This is a genomic window from Methylobacterium frigidaeris (genome assembly GCF_022179185.1).
Lineage (GTDB): Bacteria > Pseudomonadota > Alphaproteobacteria > Rhizobiales > Beijerinckiaceae > Methylobacterium > Methylobacterium frigidaeris.
The window spans coordinates 1-273 of the sequence record NZ_BPQJ01000202.1 but is presented as its reverse complement, the minus strand read 5'-3'; the positions used below and the strand labels follow the sequence as shown (position 1 = coordinate 273).

General features: G+C 74.7%; 1 protein-coding gene. It reads right to left on the bottom strand.

Translation table 11 applies throughout. The annotated features are described in order from the left end of the window. On the bottom strand, positions 1–273 hold a 273-nt coding region (locus MFF64_RS39075), incomplete at both ends, for a hypothetical protein (RefSeq protein ID WP_238193983.1).

Sequence of the window (273 nt, the reverse complement as noted above, 5' to 3'; positions counted from 1 at the left end):
TCCTGCCGGGCAAGGCCCTCCTCCAAGGCCTCCTCCAGGGCCCGGCGCACGGCGGCGTAGGCCTCCTCGAGGCCTTGGGAGAGGAGGCGCTTCGCCCGCTCCTTGCGCCTCGGCAGGACGGAGAGGGCGAGGAAGGCCACGAAGAACCCCGCCAAAAGCCCGGTGAGGTCCGCGACCAGCCCCTTGAGCACCAGGGTCAGGGCCGCCCCCAGGCCAAGCCCCCCCACGCCCCCCGCCAGGGTGCGCACCACCGCCTCCTGGGCCAGGCCGGAA